17 protein-coding genes are annotated in these 15729 nt (G+C 67.4%); 7 read left to right on the top strand and 10 right to left on the bottom strand.

What is annotated here, in order from left to right:
* Nucleotides 1-117: 117 nt before the first annotated feature.
* On the bottom strand, nucleotides 118-1008 hold the full coding sequence (locus PG878_RS10100) for a LysR family transcriptional regulator (protein ID WP_209031405.1): 891 nt from the start codon (nucleotides 1006-1008) through the stop codon (nucleotides 118-120).
* A gap of 107 nt (nucleotides 1009-1115) precedes the next feature.
* On the opposite strand from PG878_RS10100, the gene PG878_RS10095 reads away from it, so the two are divergent.
* Nucleotides 1116-2687, top strand: coding sequence for a proton-conducting transporter transmembrane domain-containing protein (locus tag PG878_RS10095; RefSeq protein WP_209031404.1), 1572 nt, complete (start codon nucleotides 1116-1118; stop codon nucleotides 2685-2687).
* 25 nt (nucleotides 2688-2712) lie between these two features.
* Entirely contained in the window at nucleotides 2713-5148 is a 2436-nt protein-coding gene (locus PG878_RS10090; protein WP_209031403.1) for a YbcC family protein, read from the top strand.
* A gap of 103 nt (nucleotides 5149-5251) precedes the next feature.
* Here PG878_RS10090 and PG878_RS10085 read toward each other — a convergent pair whose 3' ends face one another.
* Complete coding sequence (locus tag PG878_RS10085) at nucleotides 5252-6151, bottom strand: LysR family transcriptional regulator (RefSeq protein WP_209031402.1); 900 nt, start codon at nucleotides 6149-6151, stop codon at nucleotides 5252-5254.
* A gap of 112 nt (nucleotides 6152-6263) precedes the next feature.
* On the opposite strand from PG878_RS10085, the gene PG878_RS10080 reads away from it, so the two are divergent.
* The 3 genes from PG878_RS10080 to PG878_RS10070 are packed head-to-tail and all read left to right on the top strand — an operon-like array spanning nucleotide 6264 to nucleotide 8169.
* Nucleotides 6264-6896 carry a DsbA family protein gene (locus PG878_RS10080; protein WP_209031401.1) on the top strand — a complete coding sequence of 211 codons (633 nt, stop codon included), beginning with the start codon at nucleotides 6264-6266 and terminating at the stop codon, nucleotides 6894-6896.
* 51 nt (nucleotides 6897-6947) lie between these two features.
* The gene (locus PG878_RS10075) at nucleotides 6948-7778 is read left to right on the top strand and encodes an MBL fold metallo-hydrolase (protein WP_209031400.1); all 831 of its coding nucleotides are present in this window, start codon (nucleotides 6948-6950) and stop codon (nucleotides 7776-7778) included.
* 1 nt (nucleotide 7779) lies between these two features.
* Nucleotides 7780-8169, top strand: a complete 390-nt coding sequence (locus PG878_RS10070; protein WP_209031399.1) for a nuclear transport factor 2 family protein — start codon at nucleotides 7780-7782, stop codon at nucleotides 8167-8169.
* Nucleotides 8170-8189: 20 nt separating this feature from the next.
* Here the strand turns inward: PG878_RS10070 and PG878_RS10065 are convergent, their stop codons facing one another.
* From PG878_RS10065 to PG878_RS10050, 4 genes are all read right to left on the bottom strand, one after another.
* Nucleotides 8190-8831 carry a DsbA family oxidoreductase gene (locus PG878_RS10065; protein ID WP_209031398.1) on the bottom strand — a complete coding sequence of 214 codons (642 nt, stop codon included), beginning with the start codon at nucleotides 8829-8831 and terminating at the stop codon, nucleotides 8190-8192.
* Nucleotides 8832-8854: 23 nt separating this feature from the next.
* Nucleotides 8855-9766 carry an oxidoreductase gene (locus PG878_RS10060; RefSeq protein WP_209031397.1) on the bottom strand — a complete coding sequence of 304 codons (912 nt, stop codon included), beginning with the start codon at nucleotides 9764-9766 and terminating at the stop codon, nucleotides 8855-8857.
* Nucleotides 9767-9851: 85 nt separating this feature from the next.
* Complete coding sequence (locus tag PG878_RS10055; RefSeq protein ID WP_209031396.1) at nucleotides 9852-10505, bottom strand: SDR family oxidoreductase; 654 nt, start codon at nucleotides 10503-10505, stop codon at nucleotides 9852-9854.
* A 4-nt stretch (nucleotides 10506-10509) separates the two neighbouring features.
* A complete protein-coding gene (locus PG878_RS10050; RefSeq protein WP_209031395.1) occupies nucleotides 10510-11127 on the bottom strand; it encodes an FMN-dependent NADH-azoreductase in 618 nt (205 codons plus the stop codon).
* Between the two features lie 109 nt (nucleotides 11128-11236).
* Between PG878_RS10050 and PG878_RS10045 the strand changes: the two genes are divergently transcribed.
* Nucleotides 11237-11674 (top strand): winged helix-turn-helix transcriptional regulator, encoded by a 438-nt coding sequence (locus PG878_RS10045; RefSeq protein ID WP_244672614.1) that lies wholly within the window; start codon nucleotides 11237-11239, stop codon nucleotides 11672-11674.
* Here the strand turns inward: PG878_RS10045 and PG878_RS10040 are convergent, their stop codons facing one another.
* From PG878_RS10040 to PG878_RS10030, 3 genes are all read right to left on the bottom strand, one after another.
* Nucleotides 11675-12196, bottom strand: a complete 522-nt coding sequence (locus PG878_RS10040; RefSeq protein ID WP_209031393.1) for an arsinothricin resistance N-acetyltransferase ArsN1 family B — start codon at nucleotides 12194-12196, stop codon at nucleotides 11675-11677.
* A gap of 42 nt (nucleotides 12197-12238) precedes the next feature.
* Nucleotides 12239-12670 carry an arsenic resistance N-acetyltransferase ArsN2 gene (gene arsN2 / locus PG878_RS10035; protein WP_209031392.1) on the bottom strand — a complete coding sequence of 144 codons (432 nt, stop codon included), beginning with the start codon at nucleotides 12668-12670 and terminating at the stop codon, nucleotides 12239-12241.
* Between the two features lie 125 nt (nucleotides 12671-12795).
* Entirely contained in the window at nucleotides 12796-13110 is a 315-nt protein-coding gene (locus tag PG878_RS10030) for an ArsR/SmtB family transcription factor (RefSeq protein ID WP_209031391.1), read from the bottom strand.
* 41 nt (nucleotides 13111-13151) lie between these two features.
* On the opposite strand from PG878_RS10030, the gene arsH reads away from it, so the two are divergent.
* Nucleotides 13152-13883 (top strand): arsenical resistance protein ArsH, encoded by a 732-nt coding sequence (gene arsH, locus PG878_RS10025; RefSeq protein WP_209031390.1) that lies wholly within the window; start codon nucleotides 13152-13154, stop codon nucleotides 13881-13883.
* A 231-nt stretch (nucleotides 13884-14114) separates the two neighbouring features.
* On the opposite strand, the gene guaA is transcribed toward arsH, so the two are convergent.
* Nucleotides 14115-15680, bottom strand: coding sequence for a glutamine-hydrolyzing GMP synthase (gene guaA / locus PG878_RS10020; protein WP_160963521.1), 1566 nt, complete (start codon nucleotides 15678-15680; stop codon nucleotides 14115-14117).
* Nucleotides 15681-15729: the final 49 nt, after the last annotated feature.

The following is a 15729-nucleotide window of genomic DNA, read 5'->3' as shown; positions in this document are numbered from 1 at the left end:
GCACGACGTGCCTGCCGAGCTTCGGCATGTGCTGGCGCGGTGCCTTGGGCGGGTCGACCGCCACGCAGCGACCGCCGGCAACGATCGGCGGCGGCACTGCCATGTCCGTCGCTGGCGCTACGAATCCGCTGGCGCAGCGGTGGGCTGCAGCAGCAGCCGCACCAGCGGATTGGGAAACCGCCGCGACATGGTCACGGCGTGGAAGGTCTCCACGATGTCCGGCAATTGATCGCCTTCCACCAACACGCCGGCGGCGATCTCGTCCTTGACCACGATCGGCGGGAGCACCGCCAGGCCGATGTCCTCGCGCGCCAGCAAGCGCATCATCGCCATGTCCTCCACTTCCGCCACGATCTGCGGGCGCACGCCCAGGCGATCGGCCAGGGCGTCGAAGCCCGCGCGCACGCTGTTGTCCACCGTGGGCAGGATGATGGGGTGGTGACGCAGGCGATCGGCCAGGCTCGCGGCGTGACCCAAGCGATCCGGCGTACCCACCAGGCTGACCGGGCGCTCGGCGAGCCGATGGGTGACGAACGGGGTCAGCGCGTCGCTGGCGGGCGCCTGATTGAGCAGCACCACGTCGAGGTTGAGCGCCTCCAGCGCCCGCAGCAGTTCACCCGCGCTGCCCGAACGCAGAATCAGGTCGATGTCGGTGCGGCCAAGCAGTGGCCGCAGGAACTCCATCTGGAAGTTGCGCGACAGCGTGGCCAGCGACCCCACGCGCAGCGCCTGCCGCGCGGCGCCGGTCTGCCGCAGCGTGCCCAGCAGTTCATCGCCGGTGGCGAAGATCGCGTCGGCGTGGTCGAGCGCGATCTGCCCGGCCTCGGTCAGGTGCAGTTGCCGCCCGCGCCGCTCGAACAGCGCATGGCCCAGGCGCTCCTCCAGCTTGCGGATCTGCACCGACAAAGCCGATTGCGTGAGGTTGAGCCGTTCGGCAGTGCGGGTGAGATTGCCGTCGTGGGCGACGGCCCAGAAGTAGCGCAGGTGGTTGTAGTTCAGGGCGGCCATCATTCGATAATAACGAACGTTATTGTGTAAACAATGAATTTTTGTTCGACCCCAGCGATCGCTATCGTGGCGCCGCCCGCCACCGTGCCCGATCCGAGGGGATTGCCTTGTCGCTCTATCTGCTGCCGCTCTCTGCCCCATTCCTGCTGCTGGTCGCCGCCGTGTACGGCTTCGTCCGCAACGGCCGACGCCCCCGCCTCCTCCCCGCCTTCGCCGAAGGCGCCGCACTCGGCGCACTGCTCGTCGCCCTCGTCTCGTTGGCGCTGCTGATCGCCCGGGGCGCCGGCGACAGCGAACTGCTCGGAGGGAACGGCATCGGCCTGTCGGTCCGGCTCGACGCGGTGAGCACCACGATGCTGTTGCTGGTCGCCTTCGTCGGCTGGATCGTGGTGCGCTACACCCGCACCTATCTCGATGGCGAGGCGCGCCAGGGATACTTCACCGGCTGGCTGTGCGTCGCGCTCGCGGCGGTGCTGCTGCTGGTGCAGGCCGGCAACCTGGTCCAGGTCGTGGTGGCCTGGATCGCGACCAGCATCGCGCTCAATCGCCTGCTGCTGTTCTATCCCGGCCGCGTGGCGGCGCAGCGCGCCGCACGCAAGAAGCGCCTGTTCTCCAGCATCGGTGCCATCGCCCTGGCGAGCGCAGCCGCGCTGATCTGGAACAGCCTGGGCACGACGGACATCGCCACGATCAACACCCTGGCCCGCAGCGGCCAGCACGGCGGGTCGCTGACCGCCGCCGCCGCCCTGCTCGCGCTCGCCGCGGTGCTGAAATCGGCGCAGTTCCCGACCCACGGCTGGCTCACCGAGATGATGGAGGCGCCCACGCCGGTGTCGGCGCTGCTGCATGCCGGCGTGGTCAACGGCGGCGGCTTCCTGCTGATCCGCTTCGCCGACCTGATGCTGGCGGCCCCCGGCGTGCTCGCCGTGCTGGCGATGCTGGGCGGGTTCACCGCGCTGTTCGGCGCACTGGTGATGCTGACCCAACCCGCGGTCAAGACCTCGCTGGCCTGGTCCACGGTCGCGCAGATGGGCTTCATGATCCTGCAGTGCGGGCTGGCGCTGTTCCCGCTGGCGCTGCTGCACATCGTCGCGCACTCGCTGTACAAGGCGCATGCCTTCCTCGCCTCCGGCGGGGCGGTCGAGCAGGTGGCGTCGATTCGCCGGCCCGGGCCGGTGGCCGTGCCCGATGGGGCGGCGGTCGGCCGCGCCTTCCTGATCGCACTGGCGATCTACATCGGCATCGGCGCGGCCTTCGGGTTGGCCTTCGGCTTCGGACACAAGTCGCCGCAGGCGCTGGCCCTGGGCGCCATCCTGATCTTCGGTGTCGCCTATCTGCTGGCCCAGGGCCTGGCCGATGCGGCGCCGCGCCCGCTCACCCGAACGACCGCGCTCTACGCCAGCGCCGCCGCGGTCGGCTACTTCGCGCTGCAGACCGCCGCCGAATGGCTGACCGCCGGCGTGCTGCCGGCAACGCCGGCGCCGGGCCGGCTGGAGTGGACGCTGATGGCGCTGGCGGTGCTGAGCTTCGGCCTGGTGGCGGTGGCGCAGGCGCTGTTCCCGCTGTGGGCGACGCACCCGGCCGCCGCCGGACTGCGCGTGCATCTCTCCAATGGCCTGTACGCCAACGCCACGCTCGATCGCCTGCTCGGCGGCTGGTCCGTCCGCAAGACCTCGTGACTCCCTAACCGCCAGGACACCCTCCATGCTGATGACCACGCCCGACGCATCGCCCCTGTCCCACGCAGCGATCATCGCCGCCGCCGCGCGTGCGGCGCGCGCTATCCCCCCGCTCTGGCCGCTCGCCTCGAGCGTGGCGGTCAATCCCTTCCTCGGCCAGACCGGCGAACCGCTGGCGACGGCGGCGGCGCGTTTGCGCAGCGCCGCCGGCATTGCGCTGACCATGCCGCGCGCCTGGTATGCGGAGCGGCTGCACGCCGGCGAGATCGCCGAGGAGGATCTGCAGGCGGCCTGGCACGCCGCCCCGGCCGCCCTGCGTCCGCCGACGGTGTCCGCGCTCAAGCACGCTCTTGAGGCCGTGCGCCCTGCCCCGCGAGCGATCCCGACCGTCGCCGATCTGGCACGCGATGCGTCGAAGGTCGACTGGCCGGGCATCGTCGAAGAGCGCATCGGACACTGGGCCGCCAGCTACTTCGATCAGGGCCAGGCGCTGTGGGTCGCCGGGCAGTCCGGCGGCGCCTACAACGCATGGCGACTGGTCGCGACCCACGATCTGACGCCGGAAATCGCCGGGCTCACCCGATTCGCCCAGCAGGTGGCGGACGCACCAGCGACTGCCGAAGCGGCGATCGTCGAGGGGGTCGCCCGCCTCGGCCTCGCGCCGGATGCGCTGGACGGCTACTTCCACCGCCTGCTGACCACACTGGGCGGCTGGAGCCAGGTCGCCCGCTATCGGCTCTGGCAAGCGGAGCTGAGCGGCGGAACCGATGCCTGCGTCACCGACCTGCTCGCCATCCGCATCAGTTGGGAAGCCGCGCTGCTGGGCAAGTTCGGTTCGGAGATCGCGCCGCAGTGGCGATCCGCCATCGCCGCTTACGCCACGCCGGTTGCGGCGACGTCGGACGATGTCGTCGATAGCCTCCTGCAGGAAGCGGCCGAACGCGCGGCGCAGCGGCGGCTCGCCACCCTGCTTGCAGCACCCGCCGCGCTTCCGGCGACGCCCGCCCGGATGGCATTGCAGATGGCCTTCTGCATCGACGTGCGTTCGGAAGTGTTCCGCCGCGCCGTGGAAAGCCTCGATTCCAGCATCCAGACCCTCGGATTCGCCGGATTCTTCGGGCTGGGCATCGGCCATCGGCGCTTCGCCTCGGATGTGGTCGAGGCACGCCTTCCGGTGCTGCTGACGCCCGCGCTACAGACCTGCGCGGGAGAGGCGACGCCGTCGCTCGCCGAGTCCGACCTCGCCGCGCGGATCGCGGCCCGCGCGAAGCGCGCCTGGGGCCGCTTCAAGCTGGCCGCCATTTCCTCGTTCGCCTTCGTCGAGGCCACCGGCCCGATCTACGTCGCCAAGCTGCTGCGCGATGGATTGGGACTGACGCGGCACTCAGCGCCGAACGAGCCCGCGCCGCGCCCGGCGGATGCGCTCGACCTCGAGACGCGGCTGACCATGGCCACGCGCATCCTCAAGGCGATGTCGCTCACCAGCGGGTTCGCCCGGCTGGTCGTGATCGCCGGCCATGGCGCAAACGTGGTCAACAATCCGCATGCCAGCGCCCTGCACTGCGGCGCCTGCGGCGGCTACTCCGGCGAAGTGAACGCACGGCTGCTCGCCGCGCTGCTCAACGATGCGGAGGTCCGCAGCGGCCTTGCCGAACGCGGCATCGCGATCCCCACCGACACGTTGTTCGTGGGCGCACTGCACGACACCACGACCGATGCGGTCACGGTGTACAGCGCCGACCATCCTTCGACCGCGCATGCCGCCGACATCGACCAGGCGGCGCGTTGGCTGCACGCCGCCGGCGCGCTGGCCCGGGGCGAGCGTGCGCTGCGCCTGCCGCGCGCGCAGCGCAGCCAGGACATCGCGCCTCGCGCCCGCGACTGGGCCGAGCTGCGCCCCGAATGGGCGCTGGCCGGCTGCCAGGCCTTCATCGCCGCGCCGCGTGCGCGCACGACCGGACGCGACCTGGCAGGACGCACCTTCCTGCACGACTACGACTGGCGCCGCGACGAGGGCTTCGGCGTGCTGGAGCTGATCCTGACCGCCCCGGTCGTGGTCGCCAGCTGGATCAGCCTGCAGTACTACGGCTCGACGGTGGCGCCCGAGGTCTTCGGCGCCGGCAACAAGCTGCTGCACAACGTCACCGGCGGCCTCGGCGTGGTCGAGGGCAATGGCGGATTGCTGCGCGGCGGACTGCCGTGGCAGTCGGTGCACGACGGCGAACGGCTGATCCACGAACCGCTGCGGCTCTCGGTACTGATCGAGGCACCGACCGACGCGATCACCAGGATCCTCGGACGCCATCCGCAGGTTCGCGCGCTGTTCGACAACCGGTGGCTGCATCTGTTCGCGCTGGACGATCAGGGCCGGATGACCTCGCGCTATAGCGGCGACCTGCGCTGGGAGGCCTGCGCTGGCGCTGCAGCTTCCACGCGCAATCCGGTACCGGCGAGAGCATGACGGCGTGTTTTCTCGGCCCGCTCTTCCCGAACGCAGGCGGGAGGGCGGGCGGCGGTTGCTGCGAAACGCGCGGACACTTGCGGAATCGCGGATGGCGACAGCGTCATGCCGCACGCGTGTCGGCGCCAGCCACCAGCATCTCGACAAACGCGGTGACCTTGGACGGGCGAAAGCGCGCGGTTGGGTAGACCACGTGGATGCCGCCGGCCGGCAACGACCACTCCGGCAGGACAGCGACCAGCGTTCCGGCTGCCAGAGCATCCGCCACCAGGAAATCCGGCAGGACCGACACCCCGCCACCGGCCAGCGTCGCCGCCAGCACCGCCGGCGTCGCGTTGGTCGACAGGGCCTGGCGCATGCGCACCGTGCGTCGCTCGAAATCGTCCTTGACGAAGTGCCAGGTCAACGGCTCGCGGAGCGCGCTGTTGGCGACGAACGGCACCTGCGCGAGATCGTCGGGGTTCGCGACCGCCAAGGTGCTGGCCAGTTCCGGCGTGGCGACCAGACACTGCCGGAAACCGCCGATGCGCCGCGCATGCAGGCTGGAATCGTCGAGCCAGCCCACCCGGATGGACAGATCGACCTGGCTGGCGACCGGATCGATGCGCGTATCGGCCAGGATCAGCTCGACCTGGCACGCCGGATGGCGCCGGGTGAAGGCGGCGGCGAACGGCGCGATCCTGGAGGTGCCGTAGTCGTTCGGCGCGGCCACTCGCAGGACGCCGCGCGGCTCGACATTGGAGCGGGTCACCTCGCCGATGGCATCGTCGACCTGGCGCAGCACGCTCACGCTGCGCGCATGCAGCAACCGCCCGGCCTCGGTCGGTTCGACCCGACGGGTCGTACGCATCAGCAGCGCCGTCTTCAACTCCGCCTCGAGCTTGGCCACCTGCTGGCTGACCACGGTCTTGGTGATGCCCAGCCGTTCGGCCGCGCGCGTGAACGAACCCGTGTCCACCACGGCCGCGAAGTAGGCAAGCCTGTTGAGATTGACGGCTTCCACGCCGACCTCGCCAAATTGTTAGCCAATGACTGACAGAATGTCGCATTCAAGGCGATTTATCCACCAATCCGCGTTCGCTAAGGTGGCCGCACTTCCTCAGGCGGATCCCACCATGCGCATCACCTACCTCTTCGATCCTCTCTGCGGATGGTGCTACGGCGCCATCCCCGCGCTGGACCAGCTTGCGCAGGTCCCTGGCGTCACCGTGCGGCTCGCCCCCACTGGCTTGTTCGCCGGCGAGAACGCGCGGCCGATGGAGGCGTCCTTCGCCGCCTACGCCTGGCAGAACGATCAGCGCATCGCCCGCCTCACCGGGCAGGCGTTTTCCGAGGCCTACCGCAGCCAGGTGCTCGGCGCGACCGGTACCCTGTTCGATTCGGCCCCCGCGACGCTCGGCGTGATCGCCGTTGGCATGACCGCGCCGGAGCGCGAACGCGACGCGCTGAAGACCCTGCAACGCGCCCGTTATGTCGACGGCCGCAACACCTCCGATCGCGCGGTCGTGGCAGCGGTACTGTCCGGCGCAGGGTTTGCCGATGCCGCCCAGCGCGTCGTCTCGCCCGATGCCGACGTGCTCGGCGCCTATCGCGCGCGCATCGATGCCGCGCGCGGCGAAATGGCGCGTTTCGATGCGCACGGCGTCCCCACGCTCGTCGTCGACGACGCGCACGGCAGCCGGCTGCTGCCGAGCGATCTGCTGTTCGGCGACCGCGATGCCCTGGCCGCGCATCTGCGCGCCGCCTGAGCTTCCCCTTCATTCCCACTGCCTGCACGCTCGAATCCAAGGAGACCTGCGATGAGCAACGACCGCCAGACGTCCGCATTGACCTGGACCCATTTCCCCGCCGGCCAGAACGGCTTCTTCCGCGCGCCGGTGCTGTTGGCCGGTGCAACCGAAGCCCTGCTGATCGACGGCGGCTTCACCTATCCCGACGGTAAGGCGCTGGTCGAGGCGATCAAGGCCACCGGCAAGACGCTGACGACGATCTACGTCAGCCAGTCGGACCCGGACTATTACTTCAGCCTCAAGCCGGTGCGCGCGGCCTTCCCGCAGGCCAAGGTCGTCGCCGCCTCCGCCACGCGCGCCGCCATCCAGGCCAACGTCGCGAAGAAGCTCGCCGTGTGGGGGCCGCAGCTCAAGGAAAACGGTCCGCAGACGCTGGACGACATCGTCCTGCCCGAGGCCTTCGACGGCGCCTCGCTGTCGGTCGACGGCGAGACGGTCGAGATCGTCGCGGCCCAGGGCCTGGCCAATCGTCGTTATCTCTGGGTGCCGTCGCTGCACGCCGTGTTCGGCGGCGTCATGATCTTCTCCGGCGTGCATGTCTGGACCGCCGATACGCAGACGAAGGAACAGCGGGCGGCCTGGATCGCCAACCTCGACGCGATCGCCGCGCGCGCGCCGGCGGTCGTCGTACCGGGCCATCTGACGCCCGACGCGGCGCCCGACCTGTCGGCCATCGCCCACACCAAGGCCTATCTGCTGGCCTTCGAGGAGGAGCTGGCGACGGCCAAGGACGCCGCCTCGCTCAAGGCGGCGATGGAAGCACGCTTCCCGAACCTCGGCATGGGCGTGGCCCTCGAGATCGGCGCCAAGGTCGCCACCGGCGAAATGCCGTGGGGCTGAGATGACCGACAATCGCGAACTGATCCGGAGGACCTACGAAGGGTCCTCCGAGGAGAACGGCAAGCAGCTGTTGGCGGTGCTGTCGCCCGACATCGAATGGACGGAGGCCGAAGGCTTTCCCTACGCCGGCACCTATGTCGGAGTGGACGCGCTGATGCAGGGCGTGTTCCACCGGCTCGCGACGGAATGGGACGACTACCAGGCCAGCGTCCATACCTACCTGGCCGATGGCGAGCGGGTGGCGGCCTTCGGCGTCTATTCCGGTACCTACAAGGCAACCGGGAAGTCAATGAGCGCGCACTTCGCGCATCTCTACGAACTGCGCGACGGCCGGATCGTGCGCATGCAGCAGTACGTCGACAGCGCGATGGTGCGGCGCGCGATCGACTGAACGAGCAGCAAGCAACCGCGTCAAGCAGGGATCGCCGCAGACGCCGCGCGGACTGCTGCAGCGATCTCGTCCTCGCTGCGCCCACCATTGATGGCAATGCGTCCCGCGAAGACAAAATGGGGAACCGAACGGACACCGGCCTGCGTCGATCTGGCCGCTTCCGCCTCGACGCGGCGGTGCTGCGCAGGATCGAGTGCGATGGCACGCGCCCGATCGCGGTCGAAGCCGTAGTCGGCTGCAATGTCGGCCAGCACATCCGCATCGGCGATGTTCTTCGCCGCGATGAAGTAGGCATCGGTGATGGCGACGGCGAGCCGATGCTGGGTGTCGTGCCCAGCGGCGGCGAGGATCAGCGCATGCGCCGCCTGGGTCGGATAGGCCCAGCGCTGGCGACCGAGATCCAGGTCGAAACCCGACGCGCGCGCTTCCGCCTCGGGGCGCGCAAAGGCGGCCTTCGGATCGGTGATGCCGTAGCGCAAACGCAGCAAATCGGGAATGTAGAGGCCGCCTGCGGGCGCATCCGGCAGCAGCAGGACCGGATGCTGCCGGATCTCCACGGCCAGGTCGGGGAAACGCTCTGCCAGCACCTTGTCGAGACGGTGATGGCCGACGAAGCACCAAGGACAACTGATCTCGGTATAGAGGTCGATCTGCATCGCCATGTTCTCGTGATCCTGTGTTCGGGCTATGAATGCGAAGGCAGTTCGGCATCGATGCCGGTCAGTTGCACCGACACCTCCCAGAGTCGCCTCGCCAGTTCCGGGTTACGCGCTTCCGTGGACGCGGTGCATTCGCCGGAGGGGCCACGCAATTCGGACATTCTCGTTGGCCCGTAGTAGCCACCGGGCTTGATGTTTCCGGTCGCCGCTTGCAATGCGCCCCAGGCGCCCTGCGCCGGCGAATTGAACAACAGGCCGATCAAGGACATGGCGATGTTGCCCCACCAGCTGTCGCGCGCAAGATCGGTGCCGGCAAGACCCGGATGGCAGGCCACGGCCGTGACGGGCATGCCGGCCGCGCGCAGTCGCCGATCCAGCTCGAAGACGAAAAGCAGATTCGCAAGTTTGCTCGCCGCATAGCGCGGCATCCACTTGTAGCTCGTCTCCGCATTGAGATCGTCCCACGCGATCTTCGCGTCCTTGTGCAGACCGCTGCTGGTGACGACGATGCGCGACCCGGATGTTTCCGCGAGCTTGGGCAGCATGAGCGCGGTGAACGCAAAGCACCCCAGATGATTGACGCCGAACGTCATCTCGACGCCCTGCCTCGTGCGTTTCAGCTTCGTCCCCTGCACCCCCGCATTGTTGATCAGCGCATCGATGCGCGGCTCCTTTCCAGCCAGTGCTGCTGCATTGCGCACGCTCGTCAGATCCGCGAGGTCCAGCGGCAGGAAGGCGAGATTCGCCCCAGACGTCTCCGCGCGAATCCGGTTCATCGCAGCTTGCGCTTTTCGCTCGTCGCGGCAAGCGAGAAGCACCCTGGCACGCCGCGTGGCCAGCGCACGTGCGATTTCGAACCCGATGCCGGTGTTGGCGCCGGTGACGATGAAGGTCTTTCCCGATTGATCGGGGACATCGGCACTGGTGAATCCGCTCATGGCGCAGACTCCGCGATGGTTTGATTGGGAATCACGAAAGAACCGCGCAAGTCATGTTCCTTTCGGGCGCGAGGGCATTTCTGCGTCAACGGTCGGCGATGCCCGGCGCGGCACGCACGAATTGCGTGTCGCTCACCTGGTCGACCAGGAACTTGGCGAGATTGCCCCTGGAAAGCTTGGTGCCGAGCCTGGTCCGCCCATACCACCCCACATCCACGCCGCCGTCGGCCGGGCCATCCTTGAGATTGGGAATGCGCACCAGCGTCCAGTCCAGGTCCGAAGCGGAGACCAATGCGGCGGTCGCCTGGATGTCCTCATAGCCCTTGCGCGCTATCAGCTTGAACAGCAGCGCGAACGCGTGGGTGCCGAAGGCAAACCCGTCCTTGGGATCGCGATAGGCGGCGGTGGAAATCTGGATGAGGCGGCGCACGCCGGCCTGCTGCATCGCGGCGATGATGTTGGCCAGGCCGTGCATGACCGGCTTGTCGCCCTGCACCTTGAAACCGTTGGGGCCAAGGGCGCTGATGACTGCATCGGCCCCTCGGATGCACTGTGCAATGGCGCCGCGGTCCTGCAGATCGCCGACCACGATGTCGACCTTTCCCGCGAACGCGGCGAGCTTCCCGGCGTCACGCGTGTAGACCGACAGGCGATAGCCACGCTGCAAGGCTTCCTCGATGAGGTGCCGACCGGTCGGCCCGGTCGCACCGAACAAGGCGATGGTCTTGTTCCCGATCATGCGCTCACGCCGCTTTCGCCAACAAGGTAGCGACCGCCGTTGCGGCCTTGTCGATGGCGGCGTTCACCGCATCCGGGCCGAGCACCGTGCCTTCGACGCGTACCACGTCGACATCGGTCAGGCCGATGAAGCCGAGCAGGTGCAGCAGATAGTTGGTCTGAAAATCGAATGGCGCCCAGGCGCCCTCGGAGAACACGCCGCCCGTGGCCGCGACGAGATAGACCTTCTTGCCGGTCAGCAGTCCTTGCGGCCCGGTGTCGCCGTAGCCGAAAGTGACGCGTGGCCAAGTGACGTGATCGAACCAGGCCTTGAGCTGCGAGGGCGGGCCGAAGTTCATCATGCCCGAACCGAGCACGATCACGTCCGCGCGCATCAACTCGTCGACGAGTTCCTGGGCGATGTTCACCGCCTCGACCTGTTCCGCCGTGCGCTGCTCCGGCGACGCGATCCGGCCCTGGATATAGGCCGACGTGATGTGCGGCGGCGGATTCGCGGCGAGGTCGCGCACCGTCAGCGTACCGTCGGTACGGATCTGGATGCCGTGGGCGATGTCGGTGGCGAAGCGGGTGGAAAGGCTGTCGGTCCCGCGCGGACTGGACGTGACAAGTAGCGTGTGGCTCATGACGGCTCCTAGGTATAAAATGAGAACCAAGTAATAATTAGATTCTTGCTTACCAATCTATACGAAGGATGGTATGGTCCCTGCCGCGGCCCCACAAGAAGGCACATACATGTCACCTGGTCACATAGAGCGACCGCCCGCCGAGCTGCCCGCACCTGACGCGGGCGGCTGTCTGGCGACCCGTCAAATCCTCGACCGCATCGGCGACAAGTGGAGTCTCTACATCGTCGCCATGCTGGCGAACGGCCCGCAGCGCTTCAACGCATTGAAGCGTGGCATCGACGGCATTTCCCAGCGCATGCTGACGCTGACCTTGCGCGGCCTGGAACGCGACGGACTGGTCACGCGCACGCTGTATCCGACGATCCCGCCGCGCGTGGATTACGAGCTCACCGACCTTGGCCGCACGCTACTGAAGCCCGTCATGGCGCTGGTCGATTGGGCGAACGAGAACCAACGCGCCATCGCCGAAGCGCATCGACGTTTCGACGATGCGCCGGAGCAGGACCAGGTCTTGGTCCAGGGCGTCGTCTACCAGCGCCGCTAGTCAAACCCCGTTTTCGTGGAGCGCGACTGGAAGAAGCAACTGCCAGTAAGCAACATCCACCCAGCGGCCGAGCTTGTAACCGACCTGCTCGAAGTGTGCGACCTTCTTGAACCCTAGCGCCTCGTGCAGCCGGGCACTTGCATCGTTCGGTTGGGCGACACCGCCGATGACCGCGTGCAACTCCAGCCGTTGCAGCGTTTCTATCAACGCGCCATACAGGACAGTGCCCAGCCCCCGCCCACGACGCCCGTCAGCCAGATAGATCGTGGATTCCACCGAACTCTGGTAAGCCTTTCTCGCTCTCCACTGCGTGGCGTAGGCATACCCGGCAACATCGTCACCCTCCAGCACCACCAGCCACGGAAGGCCGATGCTCTGGACGTCTGCGATGCGCTTGGCCATGTCGGCCGACGTCACCGGATCCAGCTCGAACGTGACGCACGTGTTGGCGATGTAGTGGTTGTAGATGTCCGCGATGCGCTGGGCATGCACAGGACTGGCCGGAACGACGATCGCTGTCACGGTAGCGCACCTCCTTTTGTCGATGAAAAGGCAGGGCCTGGATCACAGACGCTTTGACATGCAGACGGCGCTGGAAGGACAGAGGCTTTCGAACTGACGCGACGCCCTGACCAGCGGAGGCACCTGCTGCCGGTCGCAATGTACGTAGCCCAGCGCTGCGAACACATCCTGGGCCGTCGTGGTCAGCAGATACAAGGCAACCACATCACGCTGGACAGCCCAGCGCTCGGCACCCTGAACCAGCCGACGCCCCAGGCCATACCCCCGATGCCCCTCCGCGACGCACAACGACCGCAGCACGCCATGTTCGCCGTGGACTTCGACAGCCACCGTGCCTAACAGCCCACCTTGGCGCGCGGCAAGGAACTGTCGCGACGCATGGCCGGCGACCAGATCCGATGTCGGCAACCCCGAGGAGCGCAGCAGCTCTTCGGTCTGCTGGTCGAACTGCGACAGGCTGATCACGACGTCCACGACATCACCTCGGGATGTGCAGAAGAACCAGACGGTGGCGCGCGGCTGCCGGGCGCTGCGCCGTCGGCGTGGAATGAGCAGTGCCGGCGCTCATGTCGCAGCCGTTCTGCATCGAATGGCCAACGTCAGCATGTCGGCCTGTCTCCGCAACTCACGTCGCCTCCGCAGCAGTTCTCGGTCAGGTAACCGAGCAGGCGCGTCATCGTGTCGAACTCGGCGCGATAGCAGACCGTCCTGCCCTTTTGCTCGGCGCGGATCATTCCCGCAACAGCCAGTTCCTTCAGATGAAAGGACAAGGTTGGCCCCGGCAGTGCCAGCGCGCTGGCGATCTCGCCCGCCAGCTTACCCGCCGGTCCGGCCTGGACCAGCAGCCGGAAGATGGCCAGACGGGTCTCGTGGCCCAATGCCGACAAGGCCTTGGTTGCGGTCAAATGTTCCATTATTTTAGAATAATCGAATTAAATAACCCGGGCAATCGCTCATGGAACTTCCCAATCTGGATACATCGCTTGCCCCCGCAGCGGATCGCGCGCGCCTGGCCGCAGGCGATGCCGAGCACAAGCCACGCATTCTGATCCTGTATGGGTCGCTGCGTCCGGAGTCCTACAGTCGAAAGCTGGCGCTTGAAGCGCAACGGCTGCTCGACTACTTCGGCGCCGAGACGCGGGTCTTCGATCCGCATGACCTCCCCATGGTCGATGCCGTCGGTCCGGACCATCCGAAGGTACAGGAGCTGCGGGCCGCTTCGCTGTGGTCGGAAGGCCAGGTCTGGGTGAGCCCGGAGCGTCATGGCGCAGTGTCGTCGGCCTTCAAGAACCAGATCGACTGGCTGCCCCTGCAGGAAGGCAGCGTCCGACCGACGCAGGGACGCACGCTCGCGGTGATGCAGGTCTGCGGCGGATCGCAGTCCTTCAACGTGGTCAACGCGCTGCGCGTGCTTGGGCGCTGGATGCGCATGGTGACCATCCCGAATCAGTCGTCGGTTCCGAGGGCCTGGCAGGAGTTCGACGCCAATGGCCGCATGAAACCATCGGCGTACTACGACCGTGTGGTGGACGTCATGGAGGAACTGGTGAAGTTCACCTATCTGGTGCGCGGCCGCAGCGACTACCTGGTCGACCGCTACAGCGAGCGCAAGGAGACGCAGTCAGCCGCTGCACTGGCGGCTGCCGCAGGGGCGGTCGAAGCCACCCAGGCAGAGGCTGCACCATGAAGGCCGCGATCCACCACAACCCGGGATGGCGACGTGGTTTTTAAACGCTCCAGCTGTGGCGGGTAGCGGACCATGCACGGCCGCGCAAGGCGAGCCGAGCGCTATCGCAATGCCAAGCCCGCTTCCGGATCGCGCCGATCACCTGCAGTATGAGCGCCGGCGACGACAGCACGTCGCCATTCACCGGCCCGCCCAAGGCATGCAGTTTTGCCGCCCACGAAGGACGTCGCGTCACTCCCACTCAATCGTCGCCGGCGGCTTCCCGGAAATGTCGTACACCACCCGCGACACACCCCGCAGCTCATTGATGATGCGGTTGCTCACCGTGCCGAGGAAGTCGTACGGCAGGTGCGCCCAGTGCGCGGTCATGAAGTCGATGGTCTCGACCGCGCGCAGTGCGATCACCCATTCGTAGGCGCGGGCGTCGCCGACCACGCCGACCGACTTCACCGGCAGGAACACGGCGAAGGCCTGGCTGGTCTTGTCGTACAGGTCGGCCTTGCGCAGTTCGTCGATGAAGATGGCGTCAGCCTTGGCCAGCAGTTCGGCGTACTCGCGCTTCACTTCGCCGAGGATGCGCACGCCCAGGCCGGGGCCGGGGAACGGATGGCGGTAGACCATGCTGCGCGGCAGGCCGAGTTCCACGCCCAGGCGCCGCACTTCGTCCTTGAACAGTTCGCGCAGCGGCTCGACCAGGCCCAGCTTCATGTGCTCGGGCAGGCCGCCGACGTTGTGATGGCTCTTGATGACGTGGGCCTTGCCGGTCTTGCTGCCGGCCGACTCGATCACATCCGGGTAGATGGTGCCCTGCGCCAGCCACTTGGCGTTGCTGAGCTTGTTCGACTCTTCGTCGAAGATCTCCACGAACAGGTTGCCGATGATCTTGCGCTTGGCTTCCGGATCGCTGACGCCTTGCAGCGCCTGGAAGTAGCGATCGGCGGCGTTGACCCGGATCACCTTGACGCCCATGTGCTCGGCGAACATCGCCATCACTTGGTCGCCCTCCTGCCAACGCAGCAGGCCGGTGTCGACGAACACGCAGGTCAGCTTGTCGCCGATCGCCTTGTGCAGCAGCGCGGCGACCACCGACGAATCCACGCCGCCGGACAGGCCGAGGATCACCTCGTCGTCGCCGACCTGGGCGCGCACGCGGGCGATCTGGTCGTCGATGATGTTGGCCGCGGTCCACAGCGTGGCGCAGCCGCACACGTCGACCACGAAGCGGCGCAGCAGGGTCTGGCCCTGCAGGGTGTGGGTGACTTCCGGGTGGAACTGCACGCCGTACCAGCGCTTGGCCTCGTTGGCCATGGCCGCGACCGGGATGCGGTCGGTGACGGCGGTGATGGTGAAGCCCGGCGGCACCTGCGACACGTGGTCGCCATGGCTCATCCACACGTTCAAACGCGACGCGCCTGCGTGATCGGTCAGCCCGGAGAACAGTGCGTCAGCGGCGACCACCTCGACTTCGGCGTGGCCGAACTCGCGCTGGTCCGCCGCTTCGGTGGCGCCACCGAGCTGTGCGGCCAGGGTCTGCATGCCGTAGCAGATGCCGAAGATCGGCAGGCCACTGTCGAACACTTCCTGCGGCGCGGCGGGCGCGCCCGGCAGCGTGGTCGATTCCGGGCCACCGGAGAGGATGATGCCCTTGGCGCCGAAGCCGGCGATCTCGGCCGGATCGTGGTCCCACGCCCAGATCTCGCAGTACACGCCCAGTTCGCGGATGCGCCGCGCGATCAATTGCGTGTACTGCGCACCGAAATCGAGGATGAGGATCTTGTCGCTGTGGATGTTGGTCATTGAGGCCGGGAATCGGGAACGGGGAATCGGGAATGGGCAAAGCAGTGCA

The organism is Xanthomonas hawaiiensis, from assembly GCF_031834635.1.
GTDB lineage: Bacteria > Pseudomonadota > Gammaproteobacteria > Xanthomonadales > Xanthomonadaceae > Xanthomonas_A > Xanthomonas_A sacchari.
This window is presented reverse-complemented; position numbering and strand designations above follow the sequence as displayed.